This window comes from Burkholderia sp. ABCPW 14 (assembly GCF_001523835.1).
Lineage (GTDB): Bacteria > Pseudomonadota > Gammaproteobacteria > Burkholderiales > Burkholderiaceae > Burkholderia > Burkholderia mayonis.
On record NZ_LOVS01000095.1, the window covers coordinates 12,430 to 33,409 of the forward strand.

Genomic DNA, 20,980 nt, shown 5'->3' on the forward strand with positions numbered 1-20,980 from the left:
GCAAACGCCTTGTGCTTAGTGGAGCGGCCCCTGAGCGTGGCGGATCTTCGCGGCGAACTGAGTCGCCGTCTGCTCGGGGATCGGGCTCGCGTGGATGTGTGCGATCCGCCATTCGCCGCGCTCGTGGATCATCACGTAAGTCGTGAACACCATCTGCGGCTCGGCTGTGAGATCGGCCTGCTGGTGCGCCTCCGCGACCGTGTAGACGACGGTGCCGAGGCTGTCGTAGACGCGGATGTCGAGCGGCTCGATCGTGACGGGCTGGGTCGACAGCCGTTGCGCGAACCCGCTCCTGATCTGCTCGAGGCCGTGCAGATGCGCGCCGTCTGCCCAGATACAGCTGGCGAAATCCTCGTCGATCCAGAGGACCATCAGCGCGTCGAGGTTGGCGTCGGCGATTGCCTGATAGTAGGCGTTCAGCGTATCGGCGGCGGCTTCGAAGAGGCGGGCAAAACGTGGCATCGGGTCTATCTCTCGCGCGCGGCGCGCGCCGTTTCATCAAGGCGGCCCATGCATGAGCAAGGCCGCCCGCTTACCGGTGAGTCGGGTGCGGGTGCGCGGCGCGTGACGGATGGCCTTGCGGCCGTGGCGTCAGCGCTGTCCGACGAGCATCCCGCGCAAATCGCCGAACACCTGCTCCGGGCTCAACTCGCGCAGGCACTTCAGGTGGCCGAGCGGGCATTCGCGTGCGAAGCAGGGACTGCATTCGAGATGCAGCCATTGTACCTTTGCCAGGTCCGACAGCGGGGGGGTATGACGCGGATCCGTCGACCCGTAGAGCGCGACGAGCGGCCGGCGCAGCGCTGCCGCGACGTGCATCAGCCCGGAATCGTTCGTGACGACCGCGTTCGCGCGCGCGATCAGCGCGCACGCCTCGGTGAGCGAAGTCTGGCCGCAGAGGTTGCGCACGTTCGGCGCGCGCTCGGCGATCGCCTGCGCGGCCGTCGCGTCCTTCGGCGAGCCGAGTGCGACGATCTGCGTATAGGGAAAGGACTGACTCACGCTCTGCGCGAGCGCCGCGAAGTGCTCGGGCGGCCAGCGCTTCGCCGGGCCGTACTCGGCGCCCGGGCAGAACACGACGAGCGGCTTGCGCGTATCGAGGTTGAAGCGCGCGGACACGCGCGCCGTCTCGTTCAGGTCCGCTTCGAGCCGCGGTGGCGGCAGCGTCTTGAACGACTCGGGCAGCTTCGCGCCGGGCGCGTATGCAAGCGTCGCGTAATGTTGGACCATCGGCGCGCGCTCGTCGCGCGCCTTGCTCGGATTCGCGTGGCGCACGTTGAGGAGCGCGTAGCGATGCTCGCCCGTGTAGCCGATCCTCAGCGGAATGCCGGCGAGCCACGGAATCAGCGCGGACTTCAGCGAGTTCGGCAGCACGTACGCGGCGTCGTAGCCGAGGTCGCGCAGATCGCTCGCGAGCTGCCAGCGGCGCAGCATCTGCAGCTTGCCGTGTGCGAGGTCGGTCGCGTGGACATCGTGTATCTCGGGCATCCGCTCGAGCGCGGGCGCGACCCACGTCGGGGCCACGGCGTCGATGACGACGCGGGGATGCAGTTTCTTCAGCAGCGCGAAAAGCGGCTGCGCCATCAATGCGTCACCGATCCAGTTCGGTGCGATAACCAACGCGCGACGCATCAGGTCGATTTCCGATGTCGTAATGAAGCGCGACGCTCATGCGCCGCGCTCGGGTTGCGGGGGAGGGGCGGCGCGTGCCGGTCGGGCCGGCCGCGCCGCGTCGGGCGGAACAGCCGCCGCGCGCTCAATGATGGCCGCGGACGATTTCGCCTTCGCGCAGCTTGTAGCGCGTGCCGCAGTACGGGCAGCGCGCTTCGCCGTGCGAGACGTCGATGAACACGCGCGGATGCGCGCTCCAGCGCGGCATCGCGGGGTTCGGGCAGTAGGCGGGCAGATCGTTGGCCGTCAGTTCGATGAGCGGCATTTCCTTGATTTCACTCATGGGGCTTTCTCGTTATGGCGATGGCGAGCGGCGTGCGCCCGGTGTCGGGCGCGCGGCGCGCTCAAATCTGGGTGAGCCAGTCCGCGTGCTTCGCGCTCTTGCCGTTCACGACGTCGAAGAACGCGCTCTGCAGCGTCTCGGTGATCGGGCCGCGCGCGCCGCTGCCGATCGTGCGGTTGTCGAGCTCGCGGATCGGCGTGACTTCGGCCGCGGTGCCGGTGAAGAACGCTTCGTCGGCCGTATAGACCTCGTCGCGCGTGATGCGCTTCTCGATCACTTCGATGCCGGCTTCCTTCGCGAGCGTGATGACCGTGTCGCGCGTGATGCCGTCGAGGCACGACGCCAGATCGGGCGTGTAGAGCTTGCCGCGGTTCACGAGGAAGAAGTTCTCGCCGGAGCCTTCGGACACGTAGCCGTCGACGTCGAGGAGGAGCGCCTCGTCGTAGCCGTCGGCCGTCGCTTCCTGGTTCGCGAGGATCGAGTTCACGTACCAGCCCGACGCCTTCGCGCGCACCATCGACACGTTCACGTGATGGCGGGTGAACGACGACGTCTTCACGCGGATGCCCTTCGCGAGGCCTTCCTCGCCGAGGTACGCGCCCCACGGCCAGGCCGCGATCGCGACGTGGATCGTGTTGCCCTTCGCCGACACGCCGAGCTTTTCCGAGCCGATCCAGATGATCGGGCGCAGGTAGCACGACTCGAGCTTGTTCTCGCGGACGACGTCGCGCTGCGCCGCTTCGAGCGTTTCCTGGTCGAACGGCACGTCCATCTGGAAGATCTTCGCCGAGTTCAGCAGGCGCTTCGTGTGCTCCTTCAGGCGGAAGATCGCCGTGCCGCCGTCGGCCGTCTTGTATGCGCGCACGCCCTCGAAGACGCCCATGCCGTAGTGCAGCGTGTGAGTCAGCACGTGGATCTTGGCGTCGCGCCAGTCGATCAGCTTGCCGTCCATCCAAATCTTGCCGTCGCGATCGGCCATTGACATAGGTCTTCTCCTAGTGGATGCGGGGTGCGCAGAAGCAGCGCGCGGCGGCTCGAAACGGCGCCGCGTCGCAAAGACGCTCATTTTAGCGTTTTTGTGCGGGCAACGGTCGGTACGGCGGGGTCCGGCGCTATAATCGACGCGCAACCTGCGTGAAAAATAACGGGCGGCGGCGCGCGACGCGCGCGAGCGGCCCGGCTTTCCGCCTTCGCGGCGCTTCCCCGATGCTCGCTCGCTTCTCCGCCTCCGACCGCTTCGCCCTCGTCCAGGGCTTCCGCGACTTTTCTCCGACGCTGATGGCGATCCTGTCGTGGGGGCTCGTCACCGGCATCGCGATGAGCAAGTCGGTGCTGTCGACGGGGCAGGCGGTCGGCATGTCGGTCCTCGTCTACGCAGGCTCGTCGCAGCTCGCGGTGCTGCCCCTCTTCGCCGCGAAGCTGCCCGTCTGGACGATCCTGCTCACCGCCGCGATGGTCAACATGCGCTTCGTGATCTTCAGCGCAGGGCTCGCGCCCCATTTCTCGTATCTGCCGCTGTGGCGGCGCCTCGCAATCGGCTATTTCAACGGCGACGTGATCTATCTGCTGTTCCAGAAGCAGGGCTTCGCGACGGGCCATGTGCCCGGCAAGGAAGCCTATTTCTGGGGGATGGCGCTCACGAGCTGGTTCGCTTGGCAGGCGTCGTCGCTCGTCGGCATCGCGCTCGCGAGCGTATTTCCCGACAGCTGGGGGCTCGCGCTCGCCGGCACGCTCGCGCTGATTCCGATCATGGTGTCCGCGATCTCGAACCGCTCGACGCTCGCGGCCGTCGCGATCGCCGGGATCGTGTCGCTTGTCGCGTTCGAGCTGCCGTACCGGCTCGCGCTGCCGCTCGCGGTGTGCGCGGCGCTCGCGGCGGGCAGCGTCGCCGACTGGTTCGTCGAACGCGCCGACTGGCGGCGCATCCGCGCAGCGGGCCGCGCGACGCACTCGGAGGACGTCGAATGAGCGACTGGCAGATCTGGCTCGCGATCGCCGGGATGACGCTCGTCACCGCGGTCACGCGCGCGCTCTTTCTCGTTGGCGGCGAGCGGACGGTGCTGCACGAGCGCGTCCAGCGCTCGCTGCGCTACGCGCCCGCCGCCGCGCTTGTCGCGGTCGTCCTGCCAGACGTGCTCGAGACGCCCGCGGGCATCTCGTTCGCGCTGTCGAACCACGATTTCTACGCGGCCGCGGCGGGCCTCGCGTGGTTCCTGTGGCGTCGCAGCATGCTCGGCACGATCGTCGTCGGGATGCTCGTGTTCACCGCGCTGCGAATCCTGTTCTGACGCGACGCCGCCGCGCGTCTCGCGGCCGCCGAGCGGGCGCGACCCAACGGCGCACGTCGCCGCCAAATAGCAGGAATTCGCCGCCGCGCGGGGTAGCGCGCCGGGCGGATCGGCTAGAATGACCCCTTCCGGAATTTTTCGCGCGCGCGTCGCGCGGGCCTTGCCGTGCGACGCCGGCGGGCCGCGCGAGGCGCCCGGGTCGGCAGCCCGCGCGCGCGTCGTACCGCTTTCCTTCATCAACCTTCATCAGTCCCATGAGCCAAGTAAAGCGTCTTACCGACCTGATCGCCGAAGGCAAGCTCTCCGGCAAACGTGTGTTCATCCGCGCCGATCTGAACGTGCCGCAGGACGATCATGGCAACATCACCGAAGACACGCGCATCCGCGCGTCGGTGCCCGCGATCCAGGCGGCGCTCGACGCGGGCGCGGCCGTGATGGTCACGTCGCACCTCGGCCGCCCGACGGAAGGCGAGTTCAAGCCCGAGGATTCGCTCGCGCCCGTCGCGAAGCGCCTGGCCGAGCTGCTCGGCCGCGACGTGCCGCTCGTCGCGAACTGGGTCGAGAACGGCGTTTCGGTCGCGCCGGGCCAGGTCGCGCTGCTCGAGAACTGCCGCGTGAACAAGGGCGAGAAGAAGAATTCGGACGAACTCGCGCAGAAGATGGCGAAGCTCTGCGACGTCTACGTGAACGACGCGTTCGGCACCGCGCACCGCGCGGAAGCCACGACGCACGGCATCGCGAAGTATGCGCCCATCGCCTGCGCGGGCCCGCTGCTGGCGGCCGAGCTCGACGCGCTCGGCAAGGCGCTCGGCAACCCGAAGCGCCCGCTCGTCGCGATCGTCGCCGGCTCGAAGGTGTCGACGAAGCTGACGATCCTGAACTCGCTCGCGGCGAAGGTCGATCAGCTGATCGTCGGCGGCGGCATCGCGAACACGTTCATGCTTGCGGCCGGCCTGCCGATCGGCGAGTCGCTCGCGGAAGCCGATCTCGTCGACGAGGCGAAGGCGATCATCGACGAAGCCCGCAAGCTCGGCGCGTCGGTGCCGATCCCGACCGACGTCGTCGTCGCGAAGGAATTCTCGCCGACGGCCGCGGCCACCGTGAAGAACGTCGCCGATATCGAAGCCGACGACATGATCCTCGACATCGGGCCGGAAACCGCGAAGGCGCTCGCCGGCCAGCTCGAGAAGGCGGGCACGATCGTCTGGAACGGCCCCGTCGGCGTGTTCGAATTCGACCAGTTCGGCCACGGCACGAAGACGCTCGCCGATGCGATCGCGAACTCGGCCGCGTTCTCGATCGCGGGCGGCGGCGACACGCTCGCCGCGATCGCGAAGTACGGAATCCACGACAAGGTCAGCTATATCTCGACGGGCGGCGGCGCGTTCCTTGAATTCCTCGAGGGCAAGAAGCTGCCCGCCGTCGAAGTGCTCGAAACGCGCGCGTAAGCGCGTGACGCGGCGCGCGTCGCATCCGCTTCGCGCGCGGCATGAAGTATGAAGCGCGGCCGGCCATGCCGGCCGCCCGCGCGACGGCGGCGGGCATGCGGATTGCGCCCGGCGCCGGAGCGGCGGCAGTCGGCCGCCTGCCTGGCGGGCCGCGCGAGCGGTCCTGCCGAACTCGATACGACGACGCGGCGCCGGCTGCCAACGCCGGCGCCCGCGGACAAAGCGACGCCGGGCGCAGCATGCACCGGCGCGTGTTCCGGAGCGGCGGCGGCTGGGCCGCGCGGCTTTCGGCTCTCGCGGCCCTACATCCAGCGCTTTCACTCAGTCAAACGAGGAGATTCATGCATCGCGCCACCAAGATAGTCGCCACGATCGGTCCGGCATCCAGTTCGCCGGAGGTCCTGTTGCAGATGATGCACGCGGGTCTCGACGTCGTGCGGCTCAATTTCTCGCATGGCACCGCCGACGATCACCGCGAACGCGCCGAGCTGGTCCGCGAGGCCGCGCGGCGGGTCGGCCGGGAAATCGCGATCATGGCGGACCTGCAGGGGCCGAAGATCCGCGTCGGCAAGTTCGAGGCGGGCAAGACGACGCTCGCGCCCGGCCAGTCGTTCATCCTCGACGCGACGTGCGAGCTCGGCAACGGCGAGCGGGTCGGCCTCGACTACAAGGATCTGCCGCGCGACCTGAAGCCGGGCGACGTGCTGCTCCTGAACGACGGCCTCATCGTGCTGACGGTCGAGCGCGTGCTCGGCGACGAGATCCACACGACCGTCAAGGTGGGCGGCGACCTGTCGAACAACAAGGGGATCAACCGGCAGGGCGGCGGGCTGTCGGCGCCCGCGCTGACAGCGAAGGACATGGAGGACATCCGCACCGCGATGTCGCTCGGCGCGGATCTCGTCGCCGTGTCGTTCCCGAAGAACGCGACCGACATGGAGATGGCGCGCCAGCTCGCGAACATCGCGGGCGCGCCTTACGGCATCAAGCCGAAGATGATCGCGAAGATCGAGCGCGCGGAGGCGATTCCCGCGCTGCAGGAGATCCTCGACGCGTCGGACGGCATCATGGTCGCGCGCGGCGACCTGGCCGTCGAGGTCGGCAACGCGGCGGTGCCCGCGCTGCAGAAGCGGATGATCCGGATGGCGCGCGAATCGAACAAGCTCGTGATCACCGCGACGCAGATGATGGAGTCGATGATCCATGCGCCCGTGCCGACCCGCGCGGAGGTGTCGGACGTCGCGAACGCGGTGCTCGACGGCACCGACGCGGTGATGCTGTCCGCCGAGACCGCGACGGGCAAGTACCCGAGCGTCACGATCGAGGCGATGGCGGCCGTCTGCGTCGAGGCGGAGAAGTCCGAGCATGTCGAGCTCGACAAGGATTTCCTCGACCGCACGTTTACGCGGATCGACCAGTCGATCGCGATGGGCGCGCTGTTCACCGCGTACCACCTGGGCGCGAAGGCAATCGTCGCGCTGACCGAATCGGGCGCGACGGCGCTCTGGATGTCGCGCCACTACACGCACGTGCCGATCTTCGCGCTGACGCCGCGGGTCGGCAGCGAGCGCGCGATGGCCCTTTTCCGCAACGTGACGCCGCTGCACGTCGATTTCGACAGCGACCGCGATTCCGCACTGCAGCAGGCGCTCGAGCTGATCGTGCGGCGCGGGTACGTCGCGCACGGCGACATGGTCGTGCTGACGGTTGGCGAGCCGATGGGGCAGGCGGGCGGCACGAACACGCTGAAGATCGTGCGCGTCGGCGAGCATTACTGATACCGGGCCGGGTGCGGGACGCCCGCCGGGCGTGCCGCTTGCGCCTGGAACAAGCCGCGTGGGGTCGGATGCCCCCGCGGCTTTTTTGCTTGAAGGCGGTCTGAAAGACGTAACAAATTGCCAGCGAATCCGCCATTTGGTCTGAATCGGGGGCGCTTCGCGATAAAATGCGGCTATTCGACGCTCGGCCGCGCCGGTCCTCCCGTCTTCCGTCGGGGCGGGCCGTAAGACGCCGCGTAGGGCGCAAGGTTTTCATTCAAGGAGTACCACAATGCCTCTCGTATCAATGCGTCAACTGCTGGATCACGCGGCGGAAAACGGCTACGGCCTGCCCGCATTCAACGTGAACAACCTGGAGCAGGTGCAGGCGATCATGGCGGCAGCCGACGAAGTCGGCGCGCCCGTGATCATGCAGGCGTCGGCGGGCGCCCGGAAGTACGCGGGCGAGCCGTTCCTGCGCCACCTGATCGAAGCGGCGGTCGAGTCGTACCCGCACATTCCCGTCGTGATGCACCAGGACCACGGCCAGTCGCCGGCGGTGTGTCTGACGGCCATCCGCAGCGGCTTCACGAGCGTGATGATGGACGGCTCGCTGCAGGCCGACGGCAAGACGGTCGCATCGTACGAATACAACGTCGACGTGTCGAAGAAGGTCGTCGAGATGGCGCACTCGATCGGCGTGACGGTCGAGGCCGAACTCGGCGTGCTCGGCTCGCTCGAGACGATGAAGGGCGACAAGGAAGACGGCCACGGCGCGGAAGGCACGATGACCCGCGAGCAGTTGCTGACGGATCCCGAGCAGGCTGCCGACTTCGTCAAGCTCACGCAGTGCGACGCGCTTGCGATCGCAATCGGTACGTCGCACGGCGCGTACAAGTTCACGAAGAAGCCGACGGGCGACATCCTGTCGATCCAGCGGATCAAGGAAATCCACGCGCGCATTCCGAACACGCACCTCGTGATGCACGGTTCGTCGTCGGTGCCGCAGGACCTGCTCGCGGAAATCCGCGAGTTCGGCGGCGACATGAAGGAAACCTACGGCGTGCCCGTCGAGGAGATCCAGGAAGGCATCAAGCACGGCGTGCGCAAGGTCAACATCGACACCGACCTGCGTCTCGCGATCACGGGCGCGATCCGCCGCTACATGTTCGAGAATCCGTCGAAGTTCGACCCGCGCGACTACCTGAAGCCCGCGCGCGAAGCGGCGAAGAAGATCTGCGTCGCGCGCTATCTGGCGTTCGGCTGCGAAGGCCAGGCGGCGAAGATCAAGCCGGTTGCGCTCGACAAGATAGCCGAGAAGTACAAGGCCGGCGACCTCGCGCAAGTGGTGCGTTAAATGGTGCCGCGCGGCCGGACGGAAGAGGGCGCCGCCCTTCGCCGCCCGGCCGCGGGCAGGTTGCAAGACCGCCGTTCCCGCGTGCCGACGGGAACGGCGTTTCCCTTTTTGTTTGGCTCTTAATTCTGCGAAAAGACGATGTCTACCCTTTACGAATCCACGCTGCGCTCGCTGCCGCTCCTCGGTCGCGGCAAGGTCCGCGACAACTACGCGGTCGGCAACGACAAGCTCCTGATCGTCACGACCGATCGCCTGTCGGCGTTCGACGTCATCATGGGCGAGCCGATTCCGAACAAGGGGCGCGTCCTGAATCAGATGGCGAACTTCTGGTTCGACAAGCTCGCGCACATCGTCCCGAACCACCTGACGGGCGTCGCGCCGGAAACGGTCGTCGCGGCTGACGAGGTCGAGCAGGTGAAGGGGCGCGGCGTCGTCGTCAAGCGTCTCGAGCCGATCCTCGTCGAGGCGGTCGTGCGCGGCTATCTCGCGGGCAGCGGCTGGAAAGACTACCAGGCGACGGGCAAGGTGTGCGGCGTCGAGCTGCCGGCCGGCCTCTCGAACGCGCAGAAGCTCCCCGAGCCGATCTTCACGCCCGCGGCCAAGGCGGAGATGGGCCATCACGACGAGAACATCTCGTTCGAGGAAACCGAGCGCCGCATCGGCACCGAGCTTGCCGCGACGATCCGCGACATCTCGATCAAGCTGTACAACGAAGCCGCCGACTACGCGGCGACGCGCGGCATCATCATCGCCGACACCAAGTTCGAGTTCGGCCTCGACGAGCACGGCAAGCTGTTCCTGATGGACGAAGCGCTGACGGCCGACTCGTCGCGCTTCTGGCCGGCCGGCGAGTACCAGGTCGGCACGAACCCGCCGTCGTTCGACAAGCAGTTCGTCCGCGACTGGCTCGAGGCGCAGGACTGGAACAAGGAGCCGCCCGCGCCGAAGCTGCCCGACGACGTGATCGCGAAGACGAGCGCGAAGTACCAGGAAGCGCTCAAGCGGATCACGGGCAAGACGCTCGACTGATCATCGTTCGATTCACCGAAACAAGGAAGCGCACGATGAGCGAAGTCCAGACCGCCCACACGCACAGCGCGCCGCTCGTCGGCGTGCTGATGGGTTCCAGTTCCGATTGGGACGTGATGCAGCATGCCGTCGCGATCCTGCAGGCGTTCGACGTACCGTACGAGGCCAAGGTCGTGTCCGCGCACCGGATGCCCGATGAGATGTTCGACTACGCGGAGAAGGCGCGCGAGCGCGGCCTGCGCGCGATCATCGCGGGCGCGGGCGGCGCGGCGCACCTGCCCGGCATGCTGGCCGCGAAGACGACGGTGCCCGTGCTGGGCGTGCCGGTCGCGAGCAAGTACCTGAAGGGCGTCGATTCGCTGCATTCGATCGTGCAGATGCCGAAGGGCGTGCCCGTCGCGACGTTCGCGATCGGCGAGGCCGGCGCGGCGAACGCGGCGCTGTTCGCGGTGTCGATCCTGGCCGGCACGTCGACCGATTACGCGAACCGGCTCGCCGCGTTCCGCGTGCGGCAGAACGAAGCCGCGCACGCGATGGTGCTGCCGCCGCTGTGAGGCCGCCGCGCAGCCGCCGGCGACCTCGATCGTCCTGACCGCGGCGGGCGCAGCCGCCCGCCGCCACCGACCCTAGACATGACTGCACTCCCCCCCCCGATTTCCCCGATCCTGCCCGGCGCCTGGCTCGGCATGGTCGGCGGCGGCCAACTCGGCCGCATGTTCTGCTTTGCCGCGCAGGCGATGGGCTATCGCGTCGCCGTGCTCGATCCCGATCCGACGAGCCCCGCGGGCGCCGTCGCCGACAAGCATCTGCGCGCCGCGTACGACGACGAGGCCGCGCTCGCCGAGCTCGCGCAAGTGTGCGACGCCGTGTCGACCGAGTTCGAGAACGTGCCCGCCGCGAGCCTCGATTTCCTCGCGCAATCGACGTTCGTCGCGCCCGCCGGCCGCTGCGTCGCGATCGCGCAGGACCGGATCGCCGAGAAACGCTTCATCGCGGCATCCGGCGTGCCCATCGCGCCGCACGTCGTGATCGAATCGGCTGCGCAGCTCGCGGCGCTCGCCGACGCCGAGCTCGCCGCGGTGCTGCCCGGCATCCTGAAGACCGCGCGCCTCGGCTACGACGGCAAGGGGCAGGTGCGCGTCGCGACCGTGCAGGAAGCGCGCGACGCGTACGCGTCGCTGGGCGGCGTGCCGTGTGTGCTCGAAAAGCGCCTGCCGCTCAAGTACGAGGTGTCGGCGCTGATCGCGCGCGGCGCGAACGGCGCGTCTGCCGTATTCCCGCTCGCGCAGAACGCGCATCACGGCGGCATCCTGTCGCTGACCGTCGTGCCCGCGCCCGCGGCGAGCGACGCGCTCATGCGCGAAGCGCAGCAGGCGGCCGTGCGGATCGCCGATTCGCTCGATTACGTCGGCGTGCTGTGCGTCGAGTTCTTCGTGCTCGAAGACGGCTCGCTCGTCGCGAACGAAATGGCGCCGCGGCCGCACAACTCCGGCCACTACACGGTCGACGCGTGCGAGACGAGCCAGTTCGAGCAGCAGGTCCGCGCGATGACGCGGCTGCCGCTCGGCAGCACGCGCCAGCATTCGCCCGCCGCGATGCTCAACGTGCTCGGCGACGTATGGTTCGCGAACGGCGCGTCGAGCGAATCCGTCGCGCCGCCGTGGGACCAGGTCGCCGCGATGCCGACCGCGCGGCTGCATCTGTACGGCAAGGAGGAGGCGCGCGTCGGCCGCAAGATGGGGCACGTGAACTTTACCGCGGCGACGCTCGACGATGCGGTCGCGGGCGCGACCGCTTGCGCGCGGCTCCTGCGCATTCCGCTCGACTGACGGGACGCACGATGTCGAACGATCGACCGTTCCCGGCCGCCGCGCAAATCGACGAAGCAGCCGCGTTGCTCGACGCGGGCGAGCTCGTCGCGTTTCCGACCGAGACCGTCTACGGCCTCGGCGGCGATGCGCAGAGTCCGGCGGCCGTCGCGCGGATCTACGCGGCGAAAGGGCGTCCGGCGAACCATCCGGTGATCGTCCACCTCGCGCCGGGCAGCGATCCGGGCTATTGGGTCGATGAACTGCCCGCCGATGCGAACAAGCTGATCGACGCGTTCTGGCCGGGCCCGCTCACGCTGATCCTGAAGCGCGCCGCGCACATTCCGGACGCGGTGAGCGGCGGGCAGGACTCGGTCGGGTTGCGCTGCCCGTCGCATCCGGTCGCGCAGGCGCTGTTGCGCGCGTTCGACGCGCGCCGAGGCGGGCATGGCGGCGTCGCCGCACCGTCGGCGAACCGCTTCGGCCACGTGAGCCCGACAACCGCGCAGCACGTGCGCGACGAGTTCGGCGATTCCGTCCACGTGCTCGACGGCGGCGCGTCCGACGTCGGGATCGAGTCGACGATCCTCGATCTGTCGCGCGGCTTTCCGGCCCTGCTGCGCCCCGGCCGCGTGACGCCGCGGCAGATCGCCGACGTGCTCGGCGTCGCGCCGCGTCTGCCCGACGGCGGCGATGCAACCGCGCCGCGCGCGTCCGGCACGCTGAAAGCGCATTACGCGCCGCGCACGCCGCTCACGCTCGCGCCGTTCGAGCGGCTCGAGCGGTTCCTGTCCGCCGCGCGCGACGCGGGCGAGCGGGTCGCGCTCGTCGCGCGCGCGTCGCGCGCCGGCGCGTGGGCGCACGCGGACGGCGTGCATTTCGTCGCGGCGCCCGAGGATCCGCAGGTCTACGCGCGCGAGCTCTACGGGCTGCTGCGCGCGCTCGATCGCGCGCAGGTCGCGCGCATCCTCGTCGAGAAGCTGCCGGATACGGTCGAATGGATCGCGGTGAACGACCGGCTCGGCCGCGCGGCGGCCGCGTTCGACGCGCACGAATGAGCGTCGTGCGTTCGGGCGGTTGACAGGCGGAAACCACGCGGCTTCGTTATGCTCTTGTCGCCGAAGCGCCGAAGCGCCGAAGCGCCGAAGCGCCGAAGCGCCGAAGCGCCGAAGCGCCGAATCACTCAAAAACACCCGATCCCGATGAGAAACGCCCGGTTCGCGTCACGCGAACCGGGCGTTTTCGTTCGAAGCGCGGATCGTCGTCGAGCCGCGGGCGGCGGGCACGGCGAACCCGAGCCCGCCGCCCGCCGGCTTACTTGCCGACGCCCGTCTTCGCGATCTGCTGCTCGACGTACTGCGCGAACAGCGCGTGCAGATGCGTCGTCGGGTGGACCGTATCGGCGAACATGTAGGTCTGGTCGGCGTTCGCGACCGTGTACATCTGCGGCGAGCAGAACAGCGACGAGCCGAACGCGGTCGGGTTCGACACGCCCGACTTCGTCGCGGCGGCGATCATCGACTGCAGGTTGCACGCGGTGCCCGTGTTCGACACCGAGAAGCCGTTCGTCTGGTAGTTCGCGGTGATGCCGTCCTGCCACGTGAACGCGTCGATCAGCACGGCCTTCGCCGGATCGACGTTGAGCGCCTTCAGCGCCGCGGCGAGCGTGCTGTTGAAGACCGTCGAAAGCTGCGTGAGCGCGGCCTGCTGGCCCGTCGACACCGCGAGCGGCGTGCCGCCGATATCCGGCACGTTCGACACGAACACGTGCGTCGCGCCCGCGGCGACGATCTGCTGGACGATCCCCGCGAGCTGCTGCGCCGCAAGGCCGATCTGCTGCGCGGCGGCGAGCTGCGCGGCCGGCGTGTTGCCCGACGCCTGCGCGACCTGCACCTGATAGAAAATGTCGTTTGCGCCGCCGTTGATCAGCACGATCTGGTTCGCGTTGAAGCTGCCGTGCTGCTGCAGGTATTGCTGGATCTGCGTCGCGACGGGCACGGTCGTCGCTTGCGCGTAGTCGGCGTTCGCCACGCTCGGATCGGCGTGGCCGATGCCCGGCTGCTGCGTGACGCGCGAGCCGCCCTGCGCGTAGCCCAGGCCGCCCGCGGCTTGCAGCGGCACGCCGAAGCCGCCTTCGAACGCGGGCGTGAGCGTGCCGCCGTAATACGTGGCGACGTCCTGCGTCCACACCTGGCCCGGGTTCGTCGTGAAGCGGCCGCCGCCGAAGCCGATCAGGATTTGCGGCGAGTAAGTGCCGGTGTCCGACAGGCTGTCGCCGAACGACACGACCTGCATGTTCACGCCGGCGCTCGGCTGCGACGAGCCATTGCCATCGCCGCCGCCGCACGCAGCGAGGATGGCGAACGCGGCACTCGCGAGCGCGATTTGCGCGCCGCGCCACAGGCGGCGTGCGGTGCGGGCGGGTTGTTGTTGTCGTTGCAGCTGATTCATGCGGGTCTCTCCTCGTAGATATGCTTGTGTTGCATGGCCTGCGCCGTGCCGCGGCTTGGCGCGATGTTGTGAGTCCGTGTCTCGTTATCGTTCGCGCGGCGCGGCGGCGAGCGCGGGCGGCTCGTGCGGCTGCGCGCGCGCGTTCGCAACCCGAGCATGATAAGCGCTCGCCCATTCGGGCGGACCGAAAACCGCTCGCAGCTTGTTGCGCCAGCCTTCGACGCCGAACGCGTCGACCGCCATCGACCGCCATTCGTGGAACGTCGCGACGAGCGGGTTGTTCGAGTCGAGCGGCTCGACGATTCCGTATTCGGGCGGATCGCGCGGGTCCTCTTCGACGAAGCTGCCGAACAGGCGGTCCCAGATCACGAGCACGCCTGCGTAGTTGCGGTCGATGTAGCGCGGATTGCGCGCGTGGTGCGCGCGGTGGATCGACGGCGTGTTCAGCACGTACTCGAGCCAGCCGAGCTTCGGGATCGTCTGCGTGTGGACGAAGAACTGGAATGCGAGGTTGATGAGCACGATGCCGACGACTTGCTGCGGCGGAAAGCCGAGGAACGCGAGCGGCAGCCAGAACGCCCACATTCCGGCGATCGGATACATCAGGCTTTGCCGCATCGCGGTGGAGAAATTCAGGCGTTCGGACGAATGGTGAACGACGTGCGCGGCCCACAGCCAGCGCACGCGATGGCTGCAGCGGTGGAACACGTAGTAGAGCAGGTCCTGCGCGACGAACAGCACGGCGAACGACACCCACGTGTTCTCCCACGTGAAGAGCCGGTAATGCGTGTAGCAGTACGCATAGATCGGAATCACGAAGAGCCACGCGACCTTGTCCGCGCCCTGGTGCATCAGCGCGAGCGCCGCGTTGCACAGCGTATCGCGCAGGTTGTAGACGTGCTCGCCGGGGCGCGTGCGTGCGAGGTGCCACGCTTCCCAGCCGATGCAGAGCAGGAAGACGGGCGCGAGCGCGAGCAGAAGCAATTCGACGTTGAATTGCATGAGTGTCTCCCCCTTGTTGTGGCTCGAGCGATGCGGCGCATGCGGCGTGCGGCCCGCATGCTCGGCTCGGTGGCGTCAATTGCAGCTAAAAGGGTACGCAATCAGCGTACCGGGCGCGAGCGTGTTTCGTAGAGGGAGTCTTCGACGGGCGGGGCGTGGGACGGCGGGCGAGGCCGCCGCGTTGCGGCGGTGGGCGAAAACGCACGGTTGCGGGCGGCCTTCGCGGAGCCCGACTGGCAAACGGCGAGGCGGAATCGGTTCCGGCCGGCTCGCAGCGGCGCGCCACGCGTGCCGCGGCGATTCAGGCGCCGATCAGATTAGCGCGGCCCCTCGTACACCCATTCGAGCAGTGCGTCGTGCGCCGCGCGCGCGGCCGATGCGCGATCGTCGTTGATGAAGCTGACGACCACATAGCTCGACCCGTCCGCCGACGCGACGTAACCCGCGATCGCGCGCACGTCGCGCAGCGTGCCCGTCTTGATGTGCGCGTTGCCGCCGACGGGCGCGTTCGTCAGCCGGTTCTTCATCGTGCCGTCGACGCCCGCGATCGGCAGCGAGTCGACGAACGCCTGCGCGACGGGGCTCGCGTTTGCCGCCTGCAGCATGTCGGCGAGCGACAGCGCGCTCACGCGCTCGTCGCGCGACAGCCCGGAGCCGTTCTCGAGCGCGAGCCCTTCGGTCGGCAGCCCGCTGTGCGCGAGAAACGCGCGGATCGTATCCGCCGATTGCGCGGGCGTCGCGGGCGGCCGGTGCTCGACCGCGCCGATCGTGAGGAACAGGTTGCGCGCCATCACGTTGTTGCTGAACTTGTTGATGTCGTGCACGACGCTCGACAGCACCGGGCCATGGTGCGCCGCAACGAGCCGCGCGCGTCCCGGCACCTTGCCTTCGGCGACCGTGCCGGAGAACGCGCCGCCCGTCTGGCGCCACAGCGCGAGGAAGCCGCGCGCGAAGAACGCAGAGTGGTTCAGCACGGCGAGATTGGTCGTCGTCGGGCCGCAGCGCAGCGGGTAGTCGCCGGCAAACGACGCGGTGAGGTCGCCGGTCGCGTCGGTCATGAGCGCGGGCCGCGCGGCCGCCGCCGCGGCGGCGCACGAGCCCGCGCCTTCGACGAGCTGGTTGTCGACGTTCAGGTTCGCGAGCGGCGGCACGACGTCGATCGCGACCGCGCCGTTGTCGGTCGGCGTCACCGTGAACGACAGCGCCTTGAACGCGTAAAGGAGCGGGTCGGGGCCGACGTTGTACGGCGCGGTGGCGTCGTCGTCGAGCGGCGGCAGATCGCGCGTCTCGGGCGCGAAGAAGGTCTTGTCGAGCACGAGCGCGCCGTCGACGTTGACGATGCCCGCGCGGCGGATCTTGTTGACGAGATCGATCAGTTCCTCCGGCACGAGCTTCGGATCGCCCGTGCCCTTCACGTACAGCGTGCCGTGCAGCGTGCCGTTCTCGTCGACGGCGCCGTCCGCGTACGCGCTCGTGCGCCAGCGGTAGTCGGCGCCGAGCATCGACAGCCCGGTGTAGGTCGTGACGAGCTTCATCGTCGAGGCGGGCTGCATCGGCCGGCTCGCGTTCCACGCGACGACGGGCGTCCGGTCGCCGATCCGCTCGATGACGACGCTCAGGTTCGACGCCGGCACGCGCGCGCGCTGCAGCGCGGCGAGCACCGACGCCGGCAGTACGTTGTGCGCGGTCGAGACCGCAGCCGGGTAGCGCGGCGGTTTCCTGCGGGCGTCGGCGGGCGCGGCGAACGCGAGCGCGGCGCACGCCGTGATGAGCGCCGCGCAGCGCAGGACGGCGCGCGGCGTGCAGGCGGCGGGGCGTGTCGGGCGAGGCGAAGCGGCGATGCTGCGGGCGTTGTGATTCATCGACGAATACGGAACGGAAGGCGACGTGAGCGATTGACTTGCGCGCGGCGGCGCAAGCCGGACATTGTAGAGAAAATGGCGCGCGCAGCGTCGAAATCTGCGAAGGTCCGCTCGCGCACGAGGCGGCGCTACAATGTCCGCCATCTCGAACGCAGGCGACGGACGTTTTTCAGGATGCGGATATTGCTAGTCGAAGACGATCGGATGATCGCCGAAGGGGTGCGCAAGGCGCTGAAGGCCGACGGCTGCGCGGTCGATTGGGTGCAGGACGGCGATGCCGCGCTGACCGCGCTCGGCGGCGAGGCGTACGACCTGCTGCTGCTCGACCTCGGGCTGCCGAAGCGCGACGGCATTGACGTGCTGCGCACGCTGCGCGCGCGCGGGCTCGCGCTGCCCGTGCTGATCCTGACCGCGCGCGACGCGGTCGCCGATCGCGTGAAGGGCCTCGACGCGGGCGCGGACGACTATCTCGTCAAGCCGTTCGATCTCGACGAGCTCGCCGCACGGATGCGCGCGCTGATCCGCCGCCAGTCGGGGCGCAGCGAATCGATGATCCGCCACGGCGCGCTGACGCTCGATCCGGCGTCGCACCAGGTGACGCTCGACGGCGCGCCCGTCGCGCTGTCCGCGCGCGAATTCGCGCTGCTCGAGGCGCTGCTCGCGCGTCCGGGCGCGGTGCTGTCGAAGAGCCAGCTCGAAGAAAAGATGTATGGCTGGGGCGAGGAGATCGGCAGCAACACCGTCGAAGTCTATATCCACGCGCTACGCAAGAAGCTCGGCTCGGACCTGATCCGCAACGTCCGGGGCCTCGGCTACATGGTCGTGAAGGAAGCGTAGCGCGTGAGGTCGATTCGCCATCAATTGCTGATCTGGCTGCTCGCGATCGTCGTGGCCGGGGTGGGGCTCGCCGGCTGGATGATCTATCGGCAGGCGCTCGCCGCCGCGAACGAGCTGTTCGACTACCAGTTGCAGCAGATCGCGGCCGCGCTGCCGTCCGAACCGTTCTCGCAGGTGCTCGGCTCGCAGACGAACGGCGACGAAGGGATCGTGATCCAGATCTGGAACCGCAACGGCGTGCTGATGTACTTCTCGCATCCGCGCGCGCCGATCGCGCCCCGAGCCGAGCTCGGTTTCTCGACCGAGCGCACCGAGCGCGGCGCATGGCGCGTGTACGGCGCGATCGTCGGCGACAACGTCGTGCAGCTCGCGCAGCCGCTGTCGGTGCGCAACCGGCTCGCCGCGAGCGTCGCGCTGCGCACGCTGTGGCCGCTCATCGTGCTGCTGCCGTTCCTCGGTGCGGCCGTCTGGATGATCGTCGGGCGTGGGCTCGCGCCGCTGCAGCGCGTGACCCGCGCGGTCGAGGCGCGCCGGCCCGAGGCGCTCGATCCGCTGCCCGACTGGCCGCTGCCGCTCGAAGTGCGTCCGCTCGTGCGCGCGCTGAACGGGCTGCTCGCGCGGCTGTCCGCCGCGCTCGACACGCAAAAGGCGTTCGTCGCGGACGCCGCGCACGAGCTGCGCACGCCGCTCGCGGCCGTGCAGATCCAGGCGCAGCTCGTCGCGCGCGCGCAGGACGACGCGTCGCGGCGCGAGGCGATCGTCGATCTGCAGAGCGGCGTCACGCGCGCGACGCGTCTCGCCGAACAACTGCTCGCGCTCGCGCGCGCGGAGCCGGGCGACTCGACGGTGCGCGAGCGCGTCGATCTGCGCGCGATCGTCGAGGAATGCGTCGCCTCGCATGCGCCGATCGCGCAGCGGCGCAACATCGATCTCGGCTTCGAGCAAGTCGAGGACGCGGCCGTGCTCGCCGATCCCGCCGCGCTGCGCGTGATGTTCAACAACCTGCTCGACAACGCGGTGAAGTACACGCCGGACGGCGGGCGCATCGACGTGTCGCTCACGCGTGGCGACGGCGCGCGCGCCTGCGTGCAGATCGGCGACAGCGGCCCCGGCATTCCGGCGGGCGAGCGCGAGCGCGTGTTCGACCGCTTCTACCGCGACACGTCCGCGCGGGCGCGCACCGACGTGTCGGGCAGCGGCCTCGGCCTCGCGATCGTCAAGCGGGTGGCCGCGCAGCAGCGCGCGACCTTGACGCTCGGCGAAGCGCCGGCGGGCGGGCTGCTCGTCAGCGTCGCGCTGCCGTGCGCGGCCGAAGCGTGACGGTCGTGACGGATGCGTGCCGGATGCGCGACTGAGGGCCGCGCATCATTCGCCTCATTGCTTGCCGCGGCGCGCGGCGTCGCCATGCCGCGGCCGCCCGCCAGTCCCGCGGCCGCTGATCCGCTGATCCGCTGATCCGCCCGATCCGCCCGATCCGCGCGCCGGGCCCGACGCGGGCCCCGGATTTGCTTCGTTTTCGTCCGTTTAATGGTTCCTGAAACCGATTAAGCCTGCTTTAAGACAGGGTCGCTACGCTGCGAACCATTAGACGAGGAGAACGATCGATGACTACCCGAATCCTTGCGCGTGGCGCAGTTGCCGTGGCCGTCGCCGCGGCGTTGTCGGCGGGGTACGTGGCGGGCACCCGTCGTGCGGAGCCGCCGCAGATCATCACGCCGGCCGTCGCCGCGCTGATGCCGGCCGAAGCGGCCGCGAAGACCGGCATTCCCGACTTTTCCGGGCTGGTCGAGACCTACGGGCCCGCCGTCGTGAACATCAGCGCGAAGCACGTCGTGCAGCGCACCGCGCAGCGCCGCGCGGCGCCGCAGTTGCCGATCGACCCGGACGATCCGTTCTACCAATTCTTCCGACATTTCTACGGGCAGGTGCCGGGGATGGGCGGCGGCCAGCAGCAGCCGGATGACCAGCCGAGCACGAGCCTCGGCTCCGGGTTCATCATCAGCCCGGACGGGTATATCCTGACTAACGCGCACGTGATCGACGGTGCGAACGTCGTCACCGTGAAGCTCACCGACAAGCGCGAGTACAAGGCGAAGGTCGTCGGCGCCGACAAGCAGTCGGACGTCGCGGTGCTGAAGATCGACGCGTCGAGCCTGCCGACGGTGAAGATCGGCGATCCGGCGCAGAGCAAGGTCGGCCAGTGGGTCGTCGCGATCGGCTCGCCGTACGGGTTCGACAACACGGTCACGTCGGGCATCATCAGCGCGAAGTCGCGCGCGCTGCCCGACGAGAATTACACGCCGTTCATCCAGACCGACGTGCCGGTGAACCCCGGCAACTCGGGCGGTCCGCTCTTCAACCTGAACGGCGAGGTGATCGGCATCAACTCGATGATCTACTCGCAGACGGGCGGCTTCCAGGGTCTGTCGTTCGCGATCCCGATCAACGAGGCGATGAAGGTGAAGGACGAGCTCGTGAAGACGGGCCACGTGAGCCGCGGCCGGCTCGGTGTCGCCGTGCAGGGGCTCAACCAGACGCTCGCGAGCTCGTTCGGTCTGCAAAAGCCCGACGGCGCGCTCGTCAGCTCGGTCGATCCGAAGGGGCCGGCCGCGAAGGCGGGGCTGCAGCCGGGCGACGTGATCCTGTCGGTCGACGGTGTGCCGGTGCAGGATTCGACGACGCTGCCCGCGCAGATCGCGAGCATGAAGCCCGGAACGAAGGCCGATCTGCAGGTCTGGCGCGACAAGTCGAAGAAGACCGTGTCGGTGACACTCGCGTCGCTGACCGACGACCAGGCGAAGGCGGGCGTCGACGAGCCCGTCGAGCAAGGGCGTCTCGGCGTCGCGGTGCGGCCGCTTTCGCCGCGCGAGCGCAACGGCTCGTCGCTCACGCACGGCCTCGTCGTCCAGCAGTCGACGGGCCCGGCCGCGAACGCGGGCATCCAGCCGGGTGACGTGATCCTCGCGGTGAACGGCCGGCCGGTCACGAGCGCGGAGCAATTGCGCGATGCGGTCAAGCGCGCGGGCAACAGCCTTGCGCTCCTGATCCAGCGCGACGACGCCCAGATCTTCGTGCCGGTCGATCTGGGCTGAGCCGGGGTCGATCCCGGCGTGGCGGGCGGGCCGGCTCGGCGGCTTGGCGGCCGCCTCCCGCCGCTTGCCGTCGTCCGTCACCTTCGCCGGTCGTC

19 protein-coding genes are annotated in these 20,980 nt (G+C 69.0%); 12 read left to right on the top strand and 7 right to left on the bottom strand.

Features of this window, described 5'->3' with window-relative positions; all coding sequences use genetic code 11:
- Positions 1 to 15 precede the first annotated feature (15 nt).
- The 4 genes from WS62_RS13890 to WS62_RS13905 all read right to left on the bottom strand — a co-directional run bounded on the left by WS62_RS13890 (position 16) and on the right by WS62_RS13905 (position 2,939).
- Positions 16 to 462, bottom strand: a complete 447-nt coding sequence (locus tag WS62_RS13890; RefSeq protein ID WP_066493838.1) for a nuclear transport factor 2 family protein — start codon at positions 460 to 462, stop codon at positions 16 to 18.
- 129 nt (positions 463 to 591) lie between these two features.
- On the bottom strand, positions 592 to 1,632 hold the full coding sequence (gene waaF, locus WS62_RS13895) for a lipopolysaccharide heptosyltransferase II (protein ID WP_066571534.1): 1,041 nt from the start codon (positions 1,630 to 1,632) through the stop codon (positions 592 to 594).
- A 124-nt stretch (positions 1,633 to 1,756) separates the two neighbouring features.
- Entirely contained in the window at positions 1,757 to 1,954 is a 198-nt protein-coding gene (locus WS62_RS13900) for a zinc-finger domain-containing protein (protein ID WP_066493840.1), read from the bottom strand.
- A 61-nt stretch (positions 1,955 to 2,015) separates the two neighbouring features.
- Positions 2,016 to 2,939, bottom strand: a complete 924-nt coding sequence (locus tag WS62_RS13905; protein ID WP_082720955.1) for a branched-chain amino acid transaminase — start codon at positions 2,937 to 2,939, stop codon at positions 2,016 to 2,018.
- Positions 2,940 to 3,160: 221 nt separating this feature from the next.
- On the opposite strand from WS62_RS13905, the gene WS62_RS13910 reads away from it, so the two are divergent.
- The 9 genes from WS62_RS13910 to WS62_RS13950 all read left to right on the top strand — a co-directional run bounded on the left by WS62_RS13910 (position 3,161) and on the right by WS62_RS13950 (position 12,699).
- Positions 3,161 to 3,922 carry an AzlC family ABC transporter permease gene (locus WS62_RS13910; protein WP_066571537.1) on the top strand — a complete coding sequence of 254 codons (762 nt, stop codon included), beginning with the start codon at positions 3,161 to 3,163 and terminating at the stop codon, positions 3,920 to 3,922.
- Entirely contained in the window at positions 3,919 to 4,242 is a 324-nt protein-coding gene (locus WS62_RS13915) for an AzlD domain-containing protein (protein ID WP_066571539.1), read from the top strand. The genes WS62_RS13910 and WS62_RS13915 overlap by 4 nt, the downstream gene beginning before the upstream one ends.
- A 254-nt stretch (positions 4,243 to 4,496) precedes the next feature.
- Positions 4,497 to 5,690: a phosphoglycerate kinase gene (locus WS62_RS13920; protein ID WP_066571541.1), complete on the top strand. Its 1,194-nt coding sequence runs from the start codon at positions 4,497 to 4,499 to the stop codon at positions 5,688 to 5,690.
- Between the two features lie 341 nt (positions 5,691 to 6,031).
- Entirely contained in the window at positions 6,032 to 7,468 is a 1,437-nt protein-coding gene (gene pyk / locus WS62_RS13925) for a pyruvate kinase (RefSeq protein ID WP_066571543.1), read from the top strand.
- Positions 7,469 to 7,739: 271 nt separating this feature from the next.
- Entirely contained in the window at positions 7,740 to 8,804 is a 1,065-nt protein-coding gene (gene fba, locus WS62_RS13930) for a class II fructose-bisphosphate aldolase (protein WP_066493846.1), read from the top strand.
- Positions 8,805 to 8,942: 138 nt separating this feature from the next.
- Positions 8,943 to 9,833 (top strand): phosphoribosylaminoimidazolesuccinocarboxamide synthase, encoded by an 891-nt coding sequence (locus WS62_RS13935; protein ID WP_066571546.1) that lies wholly within the window; start codon positions 8,943 to 8,945, stop codon positions 9,831 to 9,833.
- A gap of 35 nt (positions 9,834 to 9,868) precedes the next feature.
- A complete protein-coding gene (gene purE, locus WS62_RS13940; RefSeq protein WP_066571548.1) occupies positions 9,869 to 10,387 on the top strand; it encodes a 5-(carboxyamino)imidazole ribonucleotide mutase in 519 nt (172 codons plus the stop codon).
- 78 nt (positions 10,388 to 10,465) lie between these two features.
- A complete protein-coding gene (locus tag WS62_RS13945) occupies positions 10,466 to 11,662 on the top strand; it encodes a 5-(carboxyamino)imidazole ribonucleotide synthase (protein ID WP_066571550.1) in 1,197 nt (398 codons plus the stop codon).
- A gap of 11 nt (positions 11,663 to 11,673) precedes the next feature.
- Complete coding sequence (locus WS62_RS13950; RefSeq protein WP_066571552.1) at positions 11,674 to 12,699, top strand: L-threonylcarbamoyladenylate synthase; 1,026 nt, start codon at positions 11,674 to 11,676, stop codon at positions 12,697 to 12,699.
- Between the two features lie 256 nt (positions 12,700 to 12,955).
- On the opposite strand, the gene WS62_RS13955 is transcribed toward WS62_RS13950, so the two are convergent.
- From WS62_RS13955 to dacB, 3 genes are all read right to left on the bottom strand, one after another.
- Positions 12,956 to 14,092 (bottom strand): SGNH/GDSL hydrolase family protein, encoded by a 1,137-nt coding sequence (locus WS62_RS13955; protein ID WP_066571554.1) that lies wholly within the window; start codon positions 14,090 to 14,092, stop codon positions 12,956 to 12,958.
- 84 nt (positions 14,093 to 14,176) lie between these two features.
- Positions 14,177 to 15,094, bottom strand: a complete 918-nt coding sequence (locus tag WS62_RS13960) for a sterol desaturase family protein (protein ID WP_066571556.1) — start codon at positions 15,092 to 15,094, stop codon at positions 14,177 to 14,179.
- Between the two features lie 317 nt (positions 15,095 to 15,411).
- Entirely contained in the window at positions 15,412 to 16,956 is a 1,545-nt protein-coding gene (dacB, locus tag WS62_RS13965) for a D-alanyl-D-alanine carboxypeptidase/D-alanyl-D-alanine endopeptidase (protein ID WP_066571558.1), read from the bottom strand.
- Between the two features lie 174 nt (positions 16,957 to 17,130).
- Between dacB and WS62_RS13970 the strand changes: the two genes are divergently transcribed.
- The 3 genes from WS62_RS13970 to WS62_RS13980 all read left to right on the top strand — a co-directional run bounded on the left by WS62_RS13970 (position 17,131) and on the right by WS62_RS13980 (position 20,885).
- Positions 17,131 to 17,793, top strand: a complete 663-nt coding sequence (locus WS62_RS13970) for a response regulator (RefSeq protein ID WP_004189255.1) — start codon at positions 17,131 to 17,133, stop codon at positions 17,791 to 17,793.
- 3 nt (positions 17,794 to 17,796) lie between these two features.
- On the top strand, positions 17,797 to 19,113 hold the full coding sequence (locus tag WS62_RS13975) for an ATP-binding protein (protein WP_066571559.1): 1,317 nt from the start codon (positions 17,797 to 17,799) through the stop codon (positions 19,111 to 19,113).
- 284 nt (positions 19,114 to 19,397) lie between these two features.
- A complete protein-coding gene (locus tag WS62_RS13980) occupies positions 19,398 to 20,885 on the top strand; it encodes a DegQ family serine endoprotease (RefSeq protein WP_066571561.1) in 1,488 nt (495 codons plus the stop codon).
- The last annotated feature ends 95 nt before the right edge of the window (positions 20,886 to 20,980 follow it).